The sequence below is a fragment of the Streptomyces sp. NPDC091416 genome, assembly GCF_044756845.1.
Lineage (GTDB): Bacteria > Actinomycetota > Actinomycetes > Streptomycetales > Streptomycetaceae > Streptomyces.
The window spans coordinates 96,861-111,339 of the sequence record NZ_JBIVTU010000009.1 but is presented as its reverse complement, the minus strand read 5'-3'; the positions used below and the strand labels follow the sequence as shown (position 1 = coordinate 111,339).

The 14,479-nt window shown below is 72.7% G+C and carries 10 protein-coding genes; all 10 read right to left on the bottom strand.

Translation table 11 applies throughout. The features are described 5' to 3' along the window. Positions 1-2: 2 nt before the first annotated feature. The 10 genes from ACIQMX_RS25990 to ACIQMX_RS25945 all read right to left on the bottom strand — a co-directional run bounded on the left by ACIQMX_RS25990 (position 3) and on the right by ACIQMX_RS25945 (position 14,375). The gene (locus tag ACIQMX_RS25990) at positions 3-1,082 is read right to left on the bottom strand and encodes a Zn-dependent alcohol dehydrogenase (RefSeq protein ID WP_402481569.1); all 1,080 of its coding nucleotides are present in this window, start codon (positions 1,080-1,082) and stop codon (positions 3-5) included. 53 nt (positions 1,083-1,135) lie between these two features. Beyond that, positions 1,136-2,530, bottom strand: a complete 1,395-nt coding sequence (locus ACIQMX_RS25985; protein ID WP_402481566.1) for an aldehyde dehydrogenase family protein — start codon at positions 2,528-2,530, stop codon at positions 1,136-1,138. Positions 2,531-2,684: 154 nt separating this feature from the next. Further along, a complete protein-coding gene (locus ACIQMX_RS25980) occupies positions 2,685-4,043 on the bottom strand; it encodes an ABC transporter ATP-binding protein (RefSeq protein WP_363073955.1) in 1,359 nt (452 codons plus the stop codon). A 133-nt stretch (positions 4,044-4,176) separates the two neighbouring features. Continuing rightward, the gene (locus ACIQMX_RS25975; protein ID WP_402481563.1) at positions 4,177-5,448 is read right to left on the bottom strand and encodes an MFS transporter; all 1,272 of its coding nucleotides are present in this window, start codon (positions 5,446-5,448) and stop codon (positions 4,177-4,179) included. Between the two features lie 4 nt (positions 5,449-5,452). Beyond that, complete coding sequence (locus ACIQMX_RS25970) at positions 5,453-6,853, bottom strand: CitMHS family transporter (RefSeq protein ID WP_402481560.1); 1,401 nt, start codon at positions 6,851-6,853, stop codon at positions 5,453-5,455. A 120-nt stretch (positions 6,854-6,973) separates the two neighbouring features. Beyond that, on the bottom strand, positions 6,974-9,226 hold the full coding sequence (locus ACIQMX_RS25965; RefSeq protein WP_363073949.1) for a molybdopterin-dependent oxidoreductase: 2,253 nt from the start codon (positions 9,224-9,226) through the stop codon (positions 6,974-6,976). Positions 9,227-9,349: 123 nt separating this feature from the next. After that, positions 9,350-9,970 (bottom strand): TetR/AcrR family transcriptional regulator, encoded by a 621-nt coding sequence (locus tag ACIQMX_RS25960; protein ID WP_363073947.1) that lies wholly within the window; start codon positions 9,968-9,970, stop codon positions 9,350-9,352. An 84-nt stretch (positions 9,971-10,054) separates the two neighbouring features. Beyond that, entirely contained in the window at positions 10,055-11,365 is a 1,311-nt protein-coding gene (locus tag ACIQMX_RS25955; protein ID WP_363073945.1) for a hypothetical protein, read from the bottom strand. Continuing rightward, positions 11,362-12,189, bottom strand: a complete 828-nt coding sequence (locus ACIQMX_RS25950; RefSeq protein ID WP_363073943.1) for a hypothetical protein — start codon at positions 12,187-12,189, stop codon at positions 11,362-11,364. The genes ACIQMX_RS25955 and ACIQMX_RS25950 overlap by 4 nt, the downstream gene beginning before the upstream one ends. Then, entirely contained in the window at positions 12,186-14,375 is a 2,190-nt protein-coding gene (locus ACIQMX_RS25945) for a right-handed parallel beta-helix repeat-containing protein (RefSeq protein WP_402481556.1), read from the bottom strand. The genes ACIQMX_RS25950 and ACIQMX_RS25945 overlap by 4 nt, the downstream gene beginning before the upstream one ends. Positions 14,376-14,479 lie beyond the last annotated feature (104 nt).

The window sequence follows — 14,479 nt, the reverse complement described above, 5'->3', positions numbered from 1 at the left end:
CCCTAGAAGACCACCAGGGCGCGGCCGCCCTTGCCGGCGATCATGTTGTCGAAGGCCGCCGGGATGCCGTCCAGCCCGATCCGTTCGGTGACCATCATCGAGAGGTCGAAGCGGCCCGCCCGGATGTGGTCGGCCAGCACCGGCAGGTCGCGGGCCGGGTCGCTGTTGCCGTACACGCAGCCGGTCAGGGACCTGCCCCAGTGGAAGATCTCCAGGGCGTTGAACGTCACCTGCTGGTCCTTGCCGCCGATGCCGACGACCGTGGCGCGGCCGCCGCGGCGGGTGGACTCCCAGGCGGCGCGGATGGTGGCGGCCCGGCCGACGCACTCGACGGCCACGTCCGCGCCCTGTCCGCCGGTGAGCTTCCGGATCTCGCGGGGCGTGGTCGCCGAGGCGATCACGTAGTGCGTGGCACCGGCCCGGCGTGCGAGGTCCTCCTTCTCCGGGGAGACGTCCACCGCGATGATCTCCGAGGCCCCGGCGATCCGGGCGGCCTGGAGCACGGCGAGGCCGACGCCGCCGATGCCGAACACCACGACGGACTCGCCGGCACGGACCTGGGCGCTGTGGTGGACCGCGCCGTACCCGGTCAGCACCGCGCAGCCGAGCAGCGCCGCGTCGGTGAGCGGGATGCCGTCCGGGGCGGGCAGCACGCAGTTCGCGGCGACCACGGTCTCCTGCGCGAAGGCGGCGACGTTCAGCCCGGGATGCAGTGCGGTGCCGTCCGCGGTGTGGGCGTGGGTGTTGGCGGCACCGGCCAGGGCGTCGGCGCAGAGCCAGACCTCGCCGATGCCGCAGTGGTGGCAGCTGCCGCAGGACGGCGCCCAGTTGAGGACGACGCCGTCGCCCGGGGCGAGATGCTCCACGCCCTCGCCCACCGAGACGACGGTTCCCGCGCCCTCGTGGCCGAGGACCGCGGGGACGGGCAGTCGCATGGTGCCGTCGGACAGCGAGAGGTCGGAGTGACAGACGCCGGCGGCGGCGAGACGGATGCGCACCTGCCCCGGGCCGGGCTCGGGCAGGGTGATGTCGGTAATCTCCAGCGGAGCTCCGACGGCGGACAGTACGGCGGCGCGGACCACGGACTGGCTCCTTGCTGATCGGGGGCGCGGACTCGGCGGACTCGGGGGGTGGTTCAGAACTGGAGGGACTTGGTCTGGAGGTACTCGGCGAGACCGTGCTCGCCGAGTTCGCGGCCGACGCCGGACTGCTTGTAGCCGCCGAAGGGGGCGAGCGGGTTGAAGCGGCCGCCGTTGATGTCGACCTGGCCGGTGTCCATGCGGCGGGCGAAGGCGACGGCCTCCGCGTCCTCGGCGGCCCAGACGGCGCCCGCGAGCCCGTACACGGTGCCGTTGGCGATGCGCAGCGCGTCCGCCTCGTCCTCGTACTTCAGGATCGAGACGACCGGGCCGAAGATCTCCTCCTGGGCGATGGCCATCTCCGGGGTGACGTCGGCGAACACGGTGGGGCTGACGTAGTAGCCGGTGGCGAGCGGTGCCTCGGGGCCGCCGGCCACGACACGGGCGCCCTCCTCGATGCCCTTCTCGATGTAACCGCGCACCCGGGCCTGCTGCTTGGCGTTGACGAGCGGTCCGACGCGCTCGCCGGGCACGTACTTGGCGACGGCCGCGGCGGCCAGGGCGACGGCTTCCTCGTACCGTTCGGCGTCGACCAGCATCCGGGTCCAGGCGCTGCACGTCTGGCCGGAGTTGGACATCACGTTGGCGATGCCGACGTTGACCGCCTTGGCCAGGTCCGCCGAGGGCAGGATGACATTGGCGGACTTGCCGCCGAGCTCCAGCGCGACGCGCTTGATCGCGCCGCCCGCCGTGGCGCCGATCTGCCGGCCGACGGCGGTGGACCCGGTGAAGGAGACGAGGTCGACGTCCGCGTGCTCGGCGAGTGCCTGGCCGGCGACCGGACCGAGGCCGGTGACCAGGTTGAAGACACCGGCGGGCAGCCCGGCCTCCTCGGTGGCCTCGGCGAAGAGCTGCGCGGTGAGCGGAGTGTCCTCGGCGGGCTTGAGGACGACGGTGCACCCGGCGGCGAGCGCGGGGGCCACCTTGGCGACGATCTGGTGCAGCGGGTAGTTCCACGGGGTGATCGCGCCGACCACGCCGACGGGCTCCAGGAACACGGTGGAGTTGCCGTGGCGCTCCTCGAAGGCGTACGTCGCGGCCAGTTCGGCGTACGAACCGGCGACCAGCACCGGCACGCCCGCGTGCACCATCTGGGACATCGGCAGCGGCGAGCCCAGTTCGGCGGTGACCGTCTCGGCGATCTCGTCCTTGCGGGCGGCCAGCACGTCGCGCAGCGCGCCGATCCGGGCGGCCCGCTCGGCGGGCGGGGTCGCGGCCCAGCCGGGGAACGCGGCGCGGGCGGCACGGACCGCGGCGTCGACGTCCTCGGCGGTGCCCGCCGGGACGTGCGCGATGACCTGTTCGTCCGCCGGGTTCACCACCTCGACGGTGTCCGTTCCGGCGGCGGGCCGCCATGCGCCGCCGATGTACATACCGTCATGGGCCTTCATGGCTGTTCCTCCCGGACGTGGTGACGGACGAGGTCGTCCGCGACCTAAACTAGCGCCGTTAGTTTTCTGGCGCCAGAGACGTCCGTCACGTGCCGGGGCCCGTCCGCCGCCCGGAGGGAGGCGAGCGACGGACGGGCCCCGGGACGCCGTCGCCCTACACCTCCAGGCCCGGGACGTCCTTCGGCAGCGGGCAGATCCGGCGGCCCTGGTGGTCGAAGACGTAGAGGTGCGCCAGGTCGACCAGGAGCGGTACCTGGCCACCGGTGCGCAGCCGCATGTCCGGGCCGGTGCGGACGACGAGGTCGCTGGAGGTGACCGCGGGGCGGTCGGGGCTGTGCACGCCCGGCGGAAGCTGCTCGGTCGCGGGGTCGTCGAGGACGGCGACGGACGATCCCGCGAGTCCCGTGGCGCGTTCCTTGAGGCGCTCCAGGACGCCGGTGCCGCCCTGGCCGCCGCGGCGCCTGCGGACGGGACCGCGGTCCGGGCGGGCCGATTCCAGGTCCGGCACCACCGCGGGCTGCGAACCGGTGTTGAGGTGGACGAGCGCCTCGTGCCCCTGGTACTCGACGTGCTCGACGATGCCGCTGAGCGCGACCTCGCCGGGGCGGGCCTGGCTGGGCGGGGCGATCCGGACCGCCTCGGAGCGCAGCCCGACGATGATGCGCCGGCCCTGCTGGATCCGCAGCAGCTGGTGGTCGGGGCTCAGGGGCTCGGGCAGCGGGAGGCGCTGGCGGCCGAGGTCGATCGACATCCGGCCCTCGAGCGGCGCGTGGACGACGGCCTGGAGCAGGTTGATCCGCGGGGTGCCGATGAACGCGGCGACGAACACGTTCTCCGGCAGCGAGTACACCTCGCGCGGCGGGCTCACCTGCTGGAGCACTCCGCCACGCATGACGGCGACCCGGTGGCCCAGCGACATCGCCTCGGCCTGGTCGTGCGTCACGTAGACCGTGGTGACGCCGAGTTCCTTGGTGAGCAGGGCTATCTCGGCCCGCAGGTGGTTGCGGAGCTTCGCGTCGAGGTTGGAGAGCGGCTCGTCCATCAGGAAGGCCGAGGGCTGACGCGAGATGGCCCGCCCCATGGCGACGCGCTGGCGCTCGCCACCGGAGAGCTGGCCGGGCAGCCGGTCCAGGACGCTCTCGATGCCGAGCATCCTGGCCGTGTTCTCGATGCGCTCGTTGTGGTCCTGGCGGGGGTTCTCCAGTTTCAGCGGGAAGCCGATGTTGGCCCGGTTGGTCATGGTCGGGTAGAGCGCGAAGTTCTGGAAGACCATGGCCATGCCACGTTCGCGGGGGGTCAGGTGATTGGCCGGTTCACCGTCGAGCAGGATCTCGCCCTCGGTGACGTCCTCCAGGCCGGCGATCATGCGGAGCACGGTCGATTTACCGCACCCCGAAGGGCCCAGCAGGACGACGAACTCGCCCGGGTCGATGGAGAGCGAGAGGCGGTCCACGGCACGCGAGGAGCGTCCGTAGGCCTTGCTTACGTTGTTCAGGATGATGGCGCGAGTCATGTGGTTCCGCCCGGAAGGATGAAGGTGGAGCGGTGGGGAGCGGCAGCAGTGGCCTGAAATTAACCCACTGCGCAGGGTGAGGGAATGGCTCTCGCAAAGGTTGCGCCGTACTGGGACTGCGCGGACGTAAGTGTCAGGCGGGATTCCGGTTGAGGCCGGCCCGCGCCGGGCCGCCCCCGGGAACGGCCGGATCCGGTGCCGGAGCCCCGCTCCGGCGCGCCGGCCGGCCGCCCCGGCCCCGCGCGCCGAGGCCGGCCGCCACGATCAGCAGCGCGCCGAGCATGACGAACGGGGCCGCGGTGCCGGCCACTCCGGCGACGAGTCCCGCGGCAGCGGGCGTCGCCACCTGGCCGAGCCGGTTGCCGGTCAGCCGCAGGGCGAGCGCGGTGGAGCGGGCCGCCGCCGGGGCCGCCTGGACCACGGTGGTCATCGAGAGGGGCTGCCCGGCCCCGAGGCAGAACCCGAGGACGGCGAGCATCAGGGCCAGCACCGGGACGGGTACGGGCAGGGCGATGGCGGCGCACAGCAGTCCGGCCAGCAGGCAGGTGGAGGCGAGCAGGCCGGCCCGGCCCAGCACCCGGAGCATCGGGGTCATCACCAGCCGGCAGGCGATGGTGGCGGCCGCGCGCAGGCTCAGCAGCAGGCCGACCGTGGCGGGGGCGATGCCCCGGTGTTCGCCGATGACGGGCAGATACGCGGTGAGGATGTCGGTCGCGGAGAGCACGGCGAGACTGATGAAGATCCCGGCGGGGACTCCGCGGGCGCGCAGAATGCCGCCCACGGGCACTTTGGCCGCGACGGTCCTGCCGCGGCGCGCGGGGGCGGTCCGGTGCTCGATGCGCCGGAGCGAGGCGAAGGAGACGGCCGCGACGGCCGCCGAGACCATCAGGGCGAGCGCGCTGGTGGGCCCCATGGCACCGTCGCCTTCGGAGATCAGGTACCCGGCGGCGATCGGGCCGATGAGCTGGCCGAGAGAGGCGCCGATGGTGAAATGGCCGAAGTTGCGGTCCTGTTCGGCCGGGGCGGACTGGCGGGCGACGATCGACTGGGCGCCGATCACGAAGCAGAGGTGGCCGAGCCCCATGACTCCGCTCCAGGCCGCCATCGCGGTCAGGGAGTCCGCCCGGCCGCTGAGAGCGCAGCCTCCCGCGATGAGGACGACACCGGCCGGCAGCAGCGGTGCGCATCTTCCGTGGTCCGTCCGGCGTTCCAGCGGTACGGCGGCGAAGAGCGGGAGGAGCGCGTACACCCCGGTGATGACGCCGATCGCCCGCTCGTCCGCACCCAGCGCCAGGGCCCGGTAGGAGACGGCGGGCCGTGCCATCGACACCGCCCCCTGCGCGAAGGCGAAGGCGATGACGAGGCGCAGCAGCCAGCTCCGGCCGGGCCCGGTGGTCTCGGTCATGGTCCTAGACGATCCCGAACAGGAGTCCGGCACCGAGCACCACCAGGGAGGTGAGCGCGGCCCACTTGACGGTGAAGCGGGTGTGGTCGCCGAACTCGACCTTGGCCATGCCGACGAGGACGTAGACGGCCGGCACCAGCGGGGACGACATGTGCAGGGGCTGGCCGACCAGGGAGGCGCGGGCGATCTCCAGCGGGGAGACGCCGTGGGCGGCTCCGGCCTCGGCGAGGACGGGTACGACTCCGAAGTAGAAACCGTCGTTGGACATGAAGTACGTCAACGGGATGCTCAGCACGCCGGTGACGAGGGCCATGTGCGGCCCCATGCCCTCCGGGATCGCGCCGACGAGCCAGTCGGCCATGTGGTCGACCATGCCGGTGCCGGTGAGCACACCGGTGAAGACGGCGGCCGCGAAGACCATGCCGGAGACGTTGAGGACGTTGTCGGCGTGGGCCGCGATCCGGGCCCGCTGGTCGGGCATGTGGGGGAAGTTGACGGTGAGGGCGAGTGCCGCGCCGAGGAGGAAGAGCACCGGGATCGGCATCAGCTCCATGATCATCGCGGCGAGCAGGGCGACGGTGAGACCGGCGTTGAACCAGTAGAGCTTCGGCCGCAGGGTGGCGCGACGGGGGTCGAGTCCCTTGAAGCCCTCGTCCGCCTTCTCGGCGTCCTCGGAGCCCGTGCCGCCCGTACCCGCGCCGGCCGTTCCCCTGCCGGGTCCGTCGCTGCCGCGGCCCGCGGCCACGAGAACCTGCTCCGTCCCGGTCACCCGCACCTCGTCGAGGGTGAGCGTGCCGAGCCGCTTGCGCTCGCGCCGGCCGAGGACCACGGCGAGCAGGACGACGGCGAGCAGTCCGACGCCGAGCGCCGGGATCATGGGGACGAAGATGTCGCCCGCGTCCAGCTTCAGGGCGGTGGCGGCGCGGGCCGTGGGCCCGCCCCAGGGCAGGGTGTTCATGACGCCGTTCGCCGTGGCGGCGACTCCGGTCATCACGACCAGGCTCATCTTCAGGCGCTTGTAGAGCGGATACATGGCCGAGACGGTGATCATGAAGGTGGTGGAGCCGTCACCGTCCAGCGAGACGATCGCGGCGAGCACCGCCGTACCCACCACGATCCGCATGGGGTCGGCCTTGCAGAAGCGCAGGATGCCCCGGACGACCGGGTCGAAGAGCCCGACGTCGATCATCACGCCGAAGTAGACGATCGCGAACATCAGCATGGCGGCGGTCGGCGCCAGGTTGCCGACCCCTTCGATGACGTAGTCGCCGAGATGGGCGCCCTTCCCCACGGCTACGCAGAAGAGGGCGGGGATCAGCACGAGCGCCGCGATCGGCGACATCTTCTTCATCATGATCAGGACCAGAAAGGTCGCGATCATGGCAAAGCCGAGGATGGTCAGCATATGGATACCTATCGTTCACCCTTGAACTCCCACCGGAGCCGGCGGTGCGGATGACGTTAGGACGCGTCCCGTGGCGTTAACAAGACGTCGACGTGCGAGCAATACGAGCAAAACCCCAGGTCAGCGAGCGGGTGCCACGGTGACGGGGATGGCGTTGAGCACGGCGGTGCCGGAGAGCGGGTCGAGGCGGCTGCCGTCGAGGAGCTGGTTGACGTTGACGCCGGGCTGCGCGGAGGCGACGGACATCCGGGTGCCGGGGCGGTTGTGCCCCCAGCCGTGCGGGAGGCTCACCACACCGGTCCGCACACCGTCGGTGACCTCGACCGGGACCGTGAGCTCGCCGCCGTCCGCGGTGACCGTGGCGGGTGCGCCGTCGGCCAGTCCGAGCCGTGCCGCGTCCTCGGGGTGGATCTGGAGGGTGCAGACGTTCGATCCGCCGCGGAGCGCGGCGACGTTGTGCAGCCAGCTGTTGTTGGAGCGGAGATGGCGGCGGCCGACGAGGACGAGCGCTTCGGGGTCGGTACGTCCGTCGAGCGCGCGGCGCAGCCTCGGCAGATCGGCCGCGATCGGGGCGGGGAACAGTTCGACGCGCCCGCTGCGGGTGGTGAGGACCTCCGGGACGCGCGGAGCGAGCGGGCCGAGGTCGATGCCGTGCGGGTGGGCGAGCAGCCGCTCCAGGCTCAGCCCTTCGGGGTCGGCGCCGAAGCCCTCGCCGTACGGGCCGAGGCGGAGCATCAGGTCGAGGCGCCGCTCAGCCCCGGTACGGCCGGTGAGTTCGGCGGAGAGAGCGGCGGGGTCCCGGCCGTGGACGGGTGAGAGCGGGTCGGCGACCGCCTTGCCGAGGGCCCGGTCGATGATCGCGGAGTCCACGGCGTCCGGCTCGGCGCCGTGCGTCCCGGAGACGGCGAGGACGAGCCGGGCGAGGATCTCTGCCTCGTCCATCAGGCCTTCGCCCAGCGGCACGGCGGGGCGGGTGTAGCGGACCTGGTTGCGCACGGCCAGGGTGTTGAACGCGAAGTCGAAGTGGGCGCTCTGCGAGGCCGGCGGCGGGGGCAGCACCACGTCGGCGTGGCGGGAGGTCTCGTTGAGATAGGGGTCCACGCTCACCATGAAGTCGAGCCCGTCGGCCAGTGCGGCGTCGAGCCGGTCGCCGTCGGGCGCGGAGAGCACGGGGTTCGCCGCCACGACGATCAGTGCGCGGATCCGTCCGTCGCCCGGCGTCCCGATCTCCTCGGCCAGCGCGGAGATGGGCAGTTCACCCTTGGCCTCGGGGTGACCGGAGACCCGGCTCGCCCACCGTCCGAGCGCGAACCCCTTCCCGGGGGCGGCGGGGCGCGGGGCCCGGGCGGTCGCGGAGAGCGGGAAGAGGGCGCCGCCGGGGCGGTCGAGGTTGCCGGTCAGGACGTTGAGGACGTCGACGAGCCAGCTGGCGAGCGTGCCGTGCTCGACGGTGCAGCTGCCGATGCGGCCGTACACGGCGGCGGTGGGGGCGGCGGCCAGCTCCCGGGCGAGGGTGCGGATGGTCGCGGCGTCCACGTCGCAGGCCGCGGCGACGGCCTCGGGCGTGAAGTCGCTCACCGCTTCGGCGACTTCGCCGATGCCCTCGACATGGTCCGCGAGCGCGCCCGGGTCGGTGAGCTTCTCCTCGAACAGGACGTGCGCCATCGCGGCGAGCAGGAGCGCGTCGGTACCGGGGCGGATGGCCACGTGCCGGTCGGCGAGGCGCGCGGTGCGGGTGCGGCGCGGGTCGACGACGGTGAGGCTGCCGCCGCGGCGGCGCAGCGCCTTGAGCTTTCCGGGGAAGTCGGGTGCGGTGCACAGACTGCCGTTGGATTCGAGGGGGTTGGCGCCCAGCATCAGCAGGTGGCCGGTGCGGTCGAGGTCCGGGACGGGGATGGTGTTCGGGTCGCCGAAGAGCAGCCCGCTGGAGACGTGTTTGGGCATCTGGTCCAGGGTGCTCGCGGTGAACAGCGCCCGGGTGCGCAGGGTGGCGAGCAGGGCGGGCGGGTAGAGCGCGCCGGCCATGGTGTGCACGTTGGGGTTGCCGAGGACGACGCCCACGGCCTGCGGCCCGTGCTCCCGCGCAAGGGCCGGCAGGGCGCGGGCGATCGCCTCGAAGGCCTCGCTCCAGCTCGCCTCGGCCAGCACGCCGTCCTTGCGGACGAGTGGGGTGCGCAGCCGGTCGGGATCCTCGTCGAGGCCGCCGACCGAGGCGCCCTTGGGGCAGATGAACCCCTTGCTGAACACGTCCTCCCGGTCGCCGCGGGCACCGGTGACCCTGGTTCCCTCGATGGTGAGGGTGAGTCCGCACGTGGCCTCGCAGAGGGGGCAGATGCGCAGGGCGGTACGGGAGCTGCTGGGGTCGTGCGACATGGGCCCTCCCGGGCGGCGGCAGCGGTGGCGCGCGGACATGAGCAAGCACGGCCGAGCATACCGACCGGTACGCATGCTGGGGAGGTGCGGGAAGGAGAAGGTTGCCGCGCGGGCCGGACCGGCTCAGTCCAGTACGCGCGCGAGGTAGGCCTGGAGCAGCACCCGGGTCTCGGCGACGATGGCCCGGTCACCGGACGGGTCGGTACGGAAGGCGAGTTGGAGCAGGGCGTCGGCGGCCTCCACGCAGACCAGGATGGACCGCAGGAGCGCGTCGTCGGGCTCGCGGTCCAGATGGCCGGCGAGCAGTCCGGCGAGCCGGCCCGCGACGCGCTGGTTGGCGTCGTCGGCCGGGTCGCCGTCGGGTGCGGGGGCTCCGAAGTCGATGAGGGAGAAGCCGGGGACGGAACTCTTCATCGCCAGGTACTCGTCGAGCACGGCGTCGATGGCGCGGCGCCAGTCGTCGGCCGGGATGGCGACCAGCCGGTCGGCGATCCGCCCGGCGTAGCTGTCCAGGTTGCGGCGGGCCAGTGCGTCCGCCAGGGCCCGCTTGTTGGAGAAGAACCGGTAGACGGAGCCGATGGGAACTCCGGCGCGCACGGCCACGGCCCGGGTGGAGAGCTGCTCGTAGCCGGTCTCGTCGAGGAGTTCGGCGCAGGCGTCGAGTATCCGGGCGAGGCGCTCGGCGCTGCGCTGCTGTACGGGGGCGCGGCGGAGGTTCGTGTTCGCATGGGGCACGGGTTCCATGATGCCGTGGGCCTCCTCGGCCGGGGGCGGGGGTGCGCCCCGGGCTCCGCCGGGGCGTGGGGTGCCGCGGCGCCGGACCCGGGCTCAGGCGATGAGCAGGGCCAGTCCGCCGATCGTGTACGCGACCATCAGGACCAGGAGCGGCAGCTGGCCGGCGACGGCGCGGCCGGGCGGGAAGAGCCGGACGGAGCGGTCGTGGGCGGCGACGACTCCGAGGACGTGGCCGAGGACGATCGCGAGGACCTGGAGCGTGGCGACGCCGCCGGGGCCCAGGGGCGGTTCGGGCGGAGCGGGATGGTCGGCACCGAATGCCATCATGACGGTACGTGGCGCCTCGGTGACGAAGAGTGTGAAGTAGTGGGCCACCAGATAGCCGAGGGCGATCGGCACGAGGGAGTGCGCGAAGGCGGTGAGGGGGTGCGGCAGCCGGCCGGAGAGGAAGCGGGTGGCACCGGCGCACAGGGCGTAGAGGGCGGCGACGAGGGCGACGGCGCCCAGGAGTCCGAGGGTGGCGGTGGTGGTGCGGCCCAGGGCAGAGGTCTGGACGGTGGTGATCCAGGAGGGCGCGTCGGAGAAGCCGTCGTAGGCCGTGGAGCCGAGCATGACGCAGACGGTGGCGACGAGCCCGGGGAGCTGGGGTGTGGCGTCGAGTCCGTTGAACGGGGAGCGCAGGACGAGGCGGCGGTCGGCGGGGCGGCGGCCGAGCGGCGAGAGCCGGGCGAGGAGGCCCGAGTAGGCCTCGAAGGCGTCGGCGTGGTCGAACCAGCGGGCGCCGTACCGGGCGGCGCCCGCGAGCTGGGCGGCGGAGTAGAGGGCCAGGAAGAGGAGCAGGGCGGTGGATGAGGCGGGGTCGGGGGCGATGAGTTCGAGCCAGGTGAAGGCGAGGAGCCCTGCCGCCGCGGGCCACATCCCGACGCACGGGGGCAGGGGCCGGCCGGCTGCCGGGTCGCGTCGGAGCGCCCGGCAGCCGAGGAGGTGGAGGGTGCGCAGGGGGTTGAGCAACCGCCAGACGGGGCCGAGCAGCAGGGACGCGGGTACGAGCCCGACCCACAGGAGTACGTAGACGGCGCCCGGGGCCGGGTTGCGGTCCGGGTCGGCCGGGCCGAGGACGAGATACAGCACCACCAGGAGCGCGGCGGCCGGGCCGAGCGCGCGGAGCGCGATACGGGTGGGGCGGGCGTCGGCCGCGCGCTGGACGGCGGCCGGCAGGGGGCGGCCCGCCCGGTCGCCCCGGAACCGGGAGGACGACCAGAGCAGGCCGAGCGCGAGGAAGGAGACGAAGAGCGCGGCGAAGGCTCCCGCGAAGGCGTAGAAGGGCGAGAGGGGCAGGTCGTGCTGGGCGCCGATGCCGTGGGCGAGGACGCTCACGGCACCGGGGTCGACATGGGCCGTCACCGTACGACGAGTTGGGTCAGGAGCAGGTCGGACTCGTGCGTCTCGACCTCGAAGAGCCCGGTGCGGTCGGCGGTGAAGGTGAGGGTGACGGTCCGGCCGGCGGGCAGCCTCGCCTCCTTGTCGTAGCCGTGGACGTGCAGGGTGTCGTCGCGGTCGCTGCGCACCACCAGGCGCACGGTCCGGCCCTTCCTGACCTCGGTGCGCCCCGGTGCGGGGTCGACCTTGCCGTCGCGGATCGATATCTCCGCGGTGGCTTCGGGGGCCGCGGTGGGAGTGGAGGCCGAGGTGGTCGCGCCCAGCGTGGTGGTGGCCTGGACCGGGGCGGAGCCGACCGCCCAGGCGGTGTGGTCGTCGGCGTAGAGGCGGACCGTCAGCCGGGTACCGCCCCCGGCTGCGCGCAGGAGCGACTTCGGGAGGTGGAACCAGGTTCCGTAGACACGGGCGAGGGGGTGGTCGTCGAGGAAGAGCCGGGCGTGGCCGCGTCCGATGAGTGCGGCGCCGCCGACGCTGTCCGGGGTGAACCGGAAGTTCCGTACGGAGAGGTGGACGTTCCAGCCGTCCTCCGAGTCGGGCCGTGCGGCGACGGAGACCTCGGGGGCACCCTGGGCATCGACCTGGCGCAGCCGGCTGCCGGATCCGTCGTCCGCGGTCAGGAGCCGGCCGTTGCTGCCGGTGGCCTGCTCATGGCTGGTGCCGGGCTTGTGATGGGTGGTGGCGCGCCCCCCGCAGGCGCTCGCGCCCAGCAGGAGGGCGGCGGCGAGCAGGGCGGCCGCACAGGTGCGTCCACGGGCCCGTACCCGCGCCCGGTTCGGGTGTCGGTTCACGACGGTTCCCCGTTCGGTTCCGCGGACGGCGAGGCGGGCGAGGCGGGCCGGACCGGTCGGCCCGGGACGGACGCGCCGTCAGGACCGGCGGCCGGATCCGCGGCGGGCCTCTCACTCCCTCCCGCATCCGGGGCACCGCCGGTGGACGCCTCCGTCCCCTGCGCCCCCTCCCCGTCCAGCGCCTCGTGCGCGCGCTCACCGTGGCGGGCGGCGGCCACCACGGCCCACACCACCCAGACCAGGCCGAGCAGTCCCCGTACCCAGGCCGGGCTCAGCGGGATCCACGGGATCATGAACACGCCCTTGTCCAGCGCATCGAGCAGCGTCAGCCCGCCCAGCACCACCGTGGTCCAGCCCAGACCCGGCCGCTCCCGGCGCAGGGCCAGCCCGATGCCCGTCCACCAGAGCCCGGTCAGCAGCAGCGCGAGCGCGGGCACGTAGGTGGCGGCCAGGCCCATGGTCGACCCGGCCACGTCCAGCACGAGGCCGATGAGCCCGAGCACCGTGGCGGCCGTGGCGAGCCGGACCGTTCGCAGCCGGCGCCACCACAGCACCCCGCCGACCAGCGCCAGCACCACCGCGATGCCGAGAGCGGCCTGGACCTCGATGCGCTCGATGCCCCGTGCCCCGTACCAGTCGCAGCCGGCCGGCAGCCGGCGCGCCTGCACGTTGTAGTCGGCGCAGACCAGCAACTGGGCGAGTTTGACGGGCTCCCCGGCCAGCCGGTCGGTGTTGCCGGTGACCGAGCCCCGCTCGGACCCGCACGAGGGCAGGGAGCGCGGAGTGGAGGCGCCCGCGTCGGACTGCCAGCAGTTGCCCGCCCCCTGCCCGTCCCACCACACGTCGGTGCCGTTGGGGCGCGAGCGGCCCTGCTTGTCGGTGCCGAGGTGGTTGTTCGCGTAGCGGTTGTGGTGCGAGGTGTCGGTCTGCTTGCCGAGGGCGTCCTCGCCCCGGATGAAGGCGGGCACGGCGCTCAGGAAGAAGGCGGCGCGCTTCTGCCCGTAGACCCAGTTGTTCTCGTAGAGGTTCCAGTTGCCGCCGGCGGTGATGATGCCGGTGCCCGGGGGCATGGAGATCTGCGGGCAGACCACCCCGTCCTCGTAACCGCGCTCCACGGGCGGCTTGGCGCAGGTGCCGTCGGCGACGTACGGGTAGTAGTCGGCGTTGTTGTCGTGGATCAGGTTGCGCTCGAAGCGGGCGTGGTTCTGCGGCAGCCCGGGGTGGCCGGGGAAGGCGCTGTCCATCGAGGCGCCGCCCATGTTGTGGTCGAACTCGTTGTCGTGGACGTAGACGGAGTCGCCCGCCGTGCCCGAGTAGCCGACCATGTTGTGGTGGCTGCGGCAGCCGGTGATCTCGATCGAGTAGCGCGGCACCTGGTAGCCGTAGCCGTCGTTGATGTCGGACGCGCTGCCCGGGTAGATGCCGGAGTCGCCGTTTCCGTAGGACTCGCAGTTCTTGTACAGGCCGTGGTCGCTGGCGAAGGTCAGGAAGCCGTACTCGTCGTTCCACCGGGTCAGGACGTCGTCGATGACGAAGCCGTCCTGCGCCAGGACGTACAGCGAGTTGAACGTGGTCCGCTGGGCGGTGAAGTTCTTGAAGTAGACCCCGTCCGAGCCGTCCGCGCGGACCGCGTTGAGCTTCTGGTACTTGGCGTCGATGACGACGTCCGTGCGCGCGGCGCCGGTGCCCTCGATCTGGAGGTCCTTCTTGCCGAGGATGGCCACCAGGTTCTGGTTGTGCGGGCACTTCGCCTGCTGCTCGTAGCTCAGGATCTGGTAGCCGAGCTGGGAGTTGGGGGCCTTCAGCCGCTTGCACTCCCCCTTCGGCGCCGGGAGCGAGGGCTCCTCCTCGTAGAGGCCGGGCAGGATCGCGATGTTCTTCCCGGGCCCGGCGACGGCGTCCACGGCCTGCTGGAGATGGCGGTAGCCGGACTTCTGGCACCGGTCGAAGAGCGTCAGGTTCCTGGCCCGCAGGGCGTCCGGGAAGCCGGATATCCGGCGCTCGAAGTCGGCCCGGTCGCTCTTGCAGACCAGGAGGTCGGGTTCGCCCGCGCGGTACACGGGAACGCTGCCGGTGCCGTCGGGCAAGGTGACCGGCCGCTCCTCGTGCGCCTGGGCGGCCGGGGCCGCGAGCAGGGCGGCCGCGAGCGCCGCCAGAACCACCAGAAGTCTTCGTGTCCACGACATGAGCCGGAGAGTAGAGCATTGTTCATCTTTTGAAACCCCCCTGTGCCGCACGAATGCCATTGACTCCCGGCATCTCGATTCCTACGGTTAAGCATAGGATTCCA

What these genes read in the sequence shown, in the direction of transcription:
- ACIQMX_RS25985 (WP_402481566.1), bottom strand. Translation starts at nt 2,530, where the DNA reads ATGAAGGCCCATGACGGTATGTACATCGGCGGCGCATGGCGGCCCGCC.
- ACIQMX_RS25980 (WP_363073955.1), bottom strand. Translation starts at nt 4,043, where the DNA reads ATGACTCGCGCCATCATCCTGAACAACGTAAGCAAGGCCTACGGACGC.
- ACIQMX_RS25975 (WP_402481563.1), bottom strand. Translation starts at nt 5,448, where the DNA reads ATGACCGAGACCACCGGGCCCGGCCGGAGCTGGCTGCTGCGCCTCGTC.
- ACIQMX_RS25970 (WP_402481560.1), bottom strand. Translation starts at nt 6,853, where the DNA reads ATGCTGACCATCCTCGGCTTTGCCATGATCGCGACCTTTCTGGTCCTG.
- ACIQMX_RS25965 (WP_363073949.1), bottom strand. Translation starts at nt 9,226, where the DNA reads ATGTCGCACGACCCCAGCAGCTCCCGTACCGCCCTGCGCATCTGCCCC.
- ACIQMX_RS25960 (WP_363073947.1), bottom strand. Translation starts at nt 9,970, where the DNA reads ATGGAACCCGTGCCCCATGCGAACACGAACCTCCGCCGCGCCCCCGTA.
- ACIQMX_RS25945 (WP_402481556.1), bottom strand. Translation starts at nt 14,375, where the DNA reads ATGTCGTGGACACGAAGACTTCTGGTGGTTCTGGCGGCGCTCGCGGCC.